We start from the raw sequence: 5,597 nt of genomic DNA, 5'->3' as shown, positions 1-5,597 counted from the left end.
CCTTTAATCATAGTGATTTCTCTAAATTCAAATTCTATTTCAGAGCCAATTTGACGTTACGTTGATTCCAACAACCTAAGCCGTCTGGCAAGGTTTCATTGATCAGCAGGTAATTGGAATTAACTCGAGTAACTTTGCCGTGATTCAAACCTAAATATTGTCCCGCTTTCACGTTGACGACCTTGCCTTGGGGCGTTTGCACTAATGCCGATACCGCGCCCCCGCTACTCATCACGCCTTTTAATCGCAGTTGATTAAGCGGATAGCGCTCTAGCTGGCCATTTTTACTGCGAGCCGGAGGTTGCCAGCAGTCTGCCTTCACTACAGGCTGATTTTGTACAATCGCTTCTTTAGGCAGCACAAAAGGTTCGCGGGATTCATGTTGCGCATAATGAGCAACTTCAAATTGAATAATGGGTTTTAATTTGGAGACTTCTTTGCGTGCTTGCCCCTCGACCTGCTCCACATAAACCTTCAATGAATCTTGATTCGCCTTACAACCAACCAATACACTGGTACTAAACAGCACCATCAGCAGCAGATTATTGTTTTTCATCGTCCACCTCTTGCTTGAATTGATAGGTATAAGCGCGCACCCTAAAATGTAACGTGCTGCTTTCCTGGCTAACCCGTTGCCAATCAACATCATCGAAATTAATAATGCGGGGCAATTTCGCGATCGCCTCTGAGAAATCACCAATGTCGTGGTAATTCCCAGTTAATTCGATATTGAGCGGCAAACGATACAGAAACTCTTTATTCTGTTTTTCTCCCCAATCAATACGTGTAAAGGTTAACGCGTTATCTAGCCCTAGTTCATTGACCGATGCGAGCATGCTTGCGAGCTCTTTTTGCACGGGTAATTGGCGTAATAAAAAATCATAACGTTCAGTTAATTCATCCAGTTGAGCTTGCAACTGGGGTAAGGTGGCGGCTTTGCTAGCCTTAATCCGTAAGGTCGATTTCAACACCTCTTCTTGCTGTTTTAAGTTCTGCAGTTGCTCATTTTGAGGCATAAGATAGAACCACGCGCCAATGCCTTGAATAATCAGCATCAACACCAAAATAACCAGCAGTTGAGGCAGCAACGGCCATTCAGCCATTTCATCCATATCAAGATCTTGAAAACTAGTCATGGACAGCTCCTGTAGGCCGAATCTTGGTTAGCACAGAGCCCTGTGGTGTCGGGGAATGAAACATAAATGACACTTTAAACGTCTGAAACTCCTTACCAAATCGCTTATTACCGTGCACGATAGAGTGCATGTTGACATCGGAAAGTAAGGCTGATTTTTCAAAATTATCGAGCATGGTCGCAAGACGCGCAGTGCTGTCACTGATGCCCGTAATTTCAATTTCTTCACCATTCATTTTGATCTTATCGACGTAGACTCCTTCAGGCATAAGCTGTGGCATCAGGTTCATCAACTCGGTGGTTTTATTGCGTTGACTTTGCAATGACTCAACAACCGATAAGCGAGTTAATAGTGCCTTGTGTTCTTGTTCCGTCATTTTTAATGCATTGATCTGTTTATCAAGCTGCTGAATGTATTGATTCAAATAGGCCAGACGAGACTCTTGCTGCTGCGCTTGCCCAGAGAAATACAAACCGATACCCCATTGAATACCAACAGCGCTCATCACACCTAAGACGACCAAGCCCATAAAACGACGCTTATGCGCCGCTCTTTGTTCCTCTCGCCAAGGCAGTAAGTTAATACTATGCAACATGAGAAGACTCCAACCACTCGATACCACGCAGTGCAAGACCAGCTGCGGTGCTAAAACTCTGCCCAGACTGCTTACCTCGCTGGCGTTTCGCTAACTTATTGTTAAACAGAAGGAAGGGATCGAGAATCTCGCACTCAAGCTTGAGACGCCGCGAGATCTCTTGCGCCAACATCGGAGTATCTGCACCACCACCTGAGAGCCAAATGCCTGCTAAACTACCCGCGCCATTGACGGAGGTGAAAAGCTGCAACTGACGTTGAAGTCGCTCGATCAACTCATGCACAAAGCGCTCGTTTTTATCGGCTAATTCCGCATTGGTGCCCGACATCGCGCTGTCTTGGGACAACCACTGACAACCGAGAGGGATTTCTTTATGAAAAGGGGCTTTATCAGTAAAATCAATACAGAGCGCCGTTTGGGTATGACCCACATCCATGAGCATCCAATCGCTGCGATGTTGTGCCCTGCTCGCCAACTGCCAAATGTTTAACAAACTGTGTATTTGCACATCAACCGCGATCGGTAAAAAGCCCGCTTTTTGAGCCGCTAACGCACGGCTTTCCACGACGTCTTTACGAGTGGCGTAAACTTGATAACTTACGGTGCTACTGCGACTTACGCTTTTTTCCATCACTTTGACGAAATCGAGACTCAGTTCTTCTATCGGGAACGGTGACTGATGAGAAAATGCCTGATAAATAGCAAACTCTTTTTCACGCGCCTGCAGGTCACTATCTATCTGTAATACCTTACTTATTACCGCATTGTCCGGTACCGATATGGCGACTTTGCGACTAAATAGTGGTAAACCCTTTCTTAGTTCTTTGAGTTTCTTTACAATTTTCTGATAATCCAGCGTGTGGTTATCGGAGAATATGTCCTCAGTAATAAATAATTCTTTATAACCGACGAGTGCATATGAATCACCCGCTAGCTTTAACACCACCGCTTTAATACTATGGTGGCCAATATCTATACCCGTAACCAATGATTTACCCATACGGCTTAGCTCCAGTAACGCTGCTTAGGCTTAGCTCGATTTGCTTATTTTGAGGTTAAATAAGCCACAATTTATTTTTAGAGCTAAATTTTTAGCCTAGAGTACAAGGGTTTGCATAAGGGCAGCCTTAACTAAACAGGGATTATCCGGTGAAGTTCATAAAGCGATTGTTATTACTTTCATTGATTTGCATTATTCTTGGAGTCACTACGATATTTGGCTTCTATTTTTACGTGAAGCCAGACCTCCCCGATGTAGCGACTTTACGTGATGTACAATTGCAGACACCGATGCAGGTTTATAGTCAAGATGGCAAGCTCATCGCCCAATTTGGAGAAAAGCGCCGAGTTCCGTTGCGTATTGAAGAGATCCCGCCTGAACTTATCGAAGCGATTATCGCCACCGAAGATAGCCGCTTCTACGAACACTATGGTTTTGACCCAATTGGTATCACTCGTGCTGCGGTGGCTGTGATCGCCTCAGGTAGCGCTAAACAAGGTGCAAGTACCATTACTCAGCAGCTTGCTCGTAACTTCTATCTCTCTAATGAGAAGAAGATCATGCGAAAAATCAAAGAGATTTTTATCGCTATTCATATCGAACAATTGCTGACGAAAAAAGAAATCCTAGAGCTTTATCTCAATAAAATTTATCTCGGTTACCGATCGTATGGAATTGGAGCGGCAGCCCAAGTTTATTTTGGAAAAGAAGTCAAAGATTTAACACTGAGTGAAATTGCCCTGATTGCAGGACTTCCCAAAGCACCTTCAACCATGAACCCTATCTATTCTCTAGATCGCGCGACTAACCGCCGTAACGTGGTGCTACAGAGAATGCTTGATGAGAAATACATAACCCCAGCGCAATATACGCAAGCCCGCTCTGAGCCCTTAATGTCGAAATACCACGGTGCTGAAATTGAACTTAATGCACCTTATGTGGCAGAAATCGCCCGTTCATGGATGGTGGAGCGCTATGGTGAAGAGTCAGCCTATACCTCTGGCATGATTGTCACCACAACGGTAGATTCCAAACAGCAGCAAGCCGCGAGTAAAGCTGCAATCAATAACCTACTCGCCTATGATGAGCGTCATGGCTATCGCGGTGCTGAAAAAGTAGTTTGGAAAGAAGGCCAAACGCCATTGAATGAACAGCAACTGGCCGAACACTTAAATAATGAACCGACTTATGGAGATTTATTACCAGCCGTCGTTACCCACGTAAGCAGCCAATCGGCTACGGTTTGGGTTAAGAACCAAGGATTGCAGACCATTGAATGGCAAGGCATGAACTGGGCTCGCCGTTTTTTAACTGATTCTAGACAAGGACCGGTTCCGAGTACAGCGACGGAAATCATCGCCGCTGGTGAACAAATTTGGGTACGTAATCGTGCTGAATACAGTGATGACCATACCACCGATGAAGCACCACAGTGGTACTTAAGCCAAGTACCCAATGCCAACACTGCCTTTGTTGCCATGAACCCAGAAAATGGTGCGGTACTGGCGCTGGTTGGCGGCTTTAACTTTGTGCACAATAAATTTAACCGTGCGACTCAATCGGTGCGCCAAGTCGGCTCAAGTATTAAACCCTTTATCTACTCTGCCGCCATCGATAAAGGCATGACCTTAGCCACGCTCATTAATGATGCGCCAATTAACCAGTGGGACCAAAGCCAAGGTACAGCATGGCGTCCTAAAAACTCACCACCGACTTATATTGGCCCAACTCGTCTTCGCGTTGGCTTGGCTCAATCCAAAAACGTGATGGCAGTGAGAGTGCTACGCGCTGTTGGACTGGATGAAACACGTGAGTATCTCACTCGCTTTGGTTTTGATATTGACCAAGTACCACGCTCAGAAACCATTGCCTTAGGTGCGGGAAGCTTAACGCCGGTTAAGATGGCGCAAGGCTATTCCGTGTTTGCCAATGGCGGCTATTATGTTGAACCCTATTACATCAGCAAAGTTGAAGATCCCTTTGGCAAACTTGAGTATCAAGCCACACCAAAAGTCGTTTGCCAACAGCAATGCACCCCAGACACAAATGAGTTCGATGAACAAGATGTTGCATCGCACTATGCTCCACAAGTAATTTCCGAACAAAACGCATTTCTTGTCCGAGAGATGATGTACAGCAATATTTGGGGTGGCGGAAATTGGCGTGAAGGAACGGGTTGGAATGGTACAGGCTGGCGTGCACAAAAGCTGGGGCGTCGCGATATTGGTGGTAAAACAGGAACGACCAATGACTCCAAAGATGCGTGGTACAACGGCTATGCACCGGGCATGGTCGCTATTGCTTGGGTCGGATTTGATGATCATAACCGCAACTTAGGTAGGACAACCGAAAACAGCAATGTAGATGACGATGGTGTATCCGGTGCGGAAGCGGGAGCAAAAACGGCACAACCTGCTTGGATTGATTTTATGCGTCAAGTACTGGTCGATGTGCCAGCGCAAGACAAACCCATTCCCGCCAATATTGTGCGGGTAAGAATCGATATCGATACCGGCTTGTTAACCAATAAGTTTGATTCAAGCTCGATGTTTGAATACTTCATTCAAGGCACAGAGCCAACCGAGTATGTCGCAGAGAGTGTCTCTGACAACATCTACTCTTCACCTACAGGTGAAGAGCTATTCTAAAGCTCAGTAAAAAGAGGCTAAATTTAGCCTAATGCCGATCAGTTAAGACTTTAATCGGCAGATCAGTTGAATGATCCTACCTTTATGTAAAAATCCGATAGACCTTGTTTATCGGATTTTTTTATGCACGTTTCTCAAGCCCTCGATATCATCAATAGTTATAAACCCAATCAAGTTGAAACACTCGCAGACCTCTTGCCCATTGAGCTCATCAATAG

The 5,597-nt window shown here is 45.3% G+C and carries 5 protein-coding genes; 1 reads left to right on the top strand and 4 read right to left on the bottom strand.

Features of this window, described 5'->3' with window-relative positions; genetic code table 11:
- Positions 1 to 34 precede the first annotated feature (34 nt).
- From AACQ17_RS05485 to pilM, 4 genes are read right to left on the bottom strand one after another with little or no spacing between them, the layout of a single operon-like run.
- The gene (locus AACQ17_RS05485; RefSeq protein ID WP_013855888.1) at positions 35 to 556 is read right to left on the bottom strand and encodes a pilus assembly protein PilP; all 522 of its coding nucleotides are present in this window, start codon (positions 554 to 556) and stop codon (positions 35 to 37) included.
- A complete protein-coding gene (locus tag AACQ17_RS05480; RefSeq protein ID WP_094148094.1) occupies positions 543 to 1,136 on the bottom strand; it encodes a type 4a pilus biogenesis protein PilO in 594 nt (197 codons plus the stop codon). The genes AACQ17_RS05485 and AACQ17_RS05480 overlap by 14 nt, the downstream gene beginning before the upstream one ends.
- A complete protein-coding gene (locus AACQ17_RS05475; RefSeq protein ID WP_017047271.1) occupies positions 1,129 to 1,731 on the bottom strand; it encodes a PilN domain-containing protein in 603 nt (200 codons plus the stop codon). Before AACQ17_RS05475 ends, AACQ17_RS05480 begins: the two co-directional genes overlap by 8 nt.
- Positions 1,721 to 2,731 carry a type IV pilus assembly protein PilM gene (gene pilM / locus AACQ17_RS05470; protein WP_094165236.1) on the bottom strand — a complete coding sequence of 337 codons (1,011 nt, stop codon included), beginning with the start codon at positions 2,729 to 2,731 and terminating at the stop codon, positions 1,721 to 1,723. The genes AACQ17_RS05475 and pilM overlap by 11 nt, the downstream gene beginning before the upstream one ends.
- Positions 2,732 to 2,880: 149 nt before the next feature.
- Between pilM and AACQ17_RS05465 the strand changes: the two genes are divergently transcribed.
- Positions 2,881 to 5,379, top strand: coding sequence for a penicillin-binding protein 1A (locus AACQ17_RS05465; protein WP_017049209.1), 2,499 nt, complete (start codon positions 2,881 to 2,883; stop codon positions 5,377 to 5,379).
- Positions 5,380 to 5,597 lie beyond the last annotated feature (218 nt).

It is taken from the genome of Vibrio sp. V10_P2A27P122 (assembly GCF_963874335.1).
In the GTDB taxonomy this organism is placed as follows: domain Bacteria; phylum Pseudomonadota; class Gammaproteobacteria; order Enterobacterales; family Vibrionaceae; genus Vibrio; species Vibrio anguillarum.
The sequence above is the reverse complement of the archived record's forward strand: the minus strand, read 5'-3'. Positions and strand labels throughout refer to the sequence as shown.

Coding starts and splice junctions, on each gene's coding strand:
- AACQ17_RS05485 (WP_013855888.1), bottom strand. CDS start 556: ATGAAAAACAATAATCTGCTGCTGATGGTGCTGTTTAGTACCAGTGTA.
- AACQ17_RS05480 (WP_094148094.1), bottom strand. CDS start 1,136: ATGACTAGTTTTCAAGATCTTGATATGGATGAAATGGCTGAATGGCCG.
- AACQ17_RS05475 (WP_017047271.1), bottom strand. CDS start 1,731: ATGTTGCATAGTATTAACTTACTGCCTTGGCGAGAGGAACAAAGAGCG.
- pilM (WP_094165236.1), bottom strand. CDS start 2,731: ATGGGTAAATCATTGGTTACGGGTATAGATATTGGCCACCATAGTATT.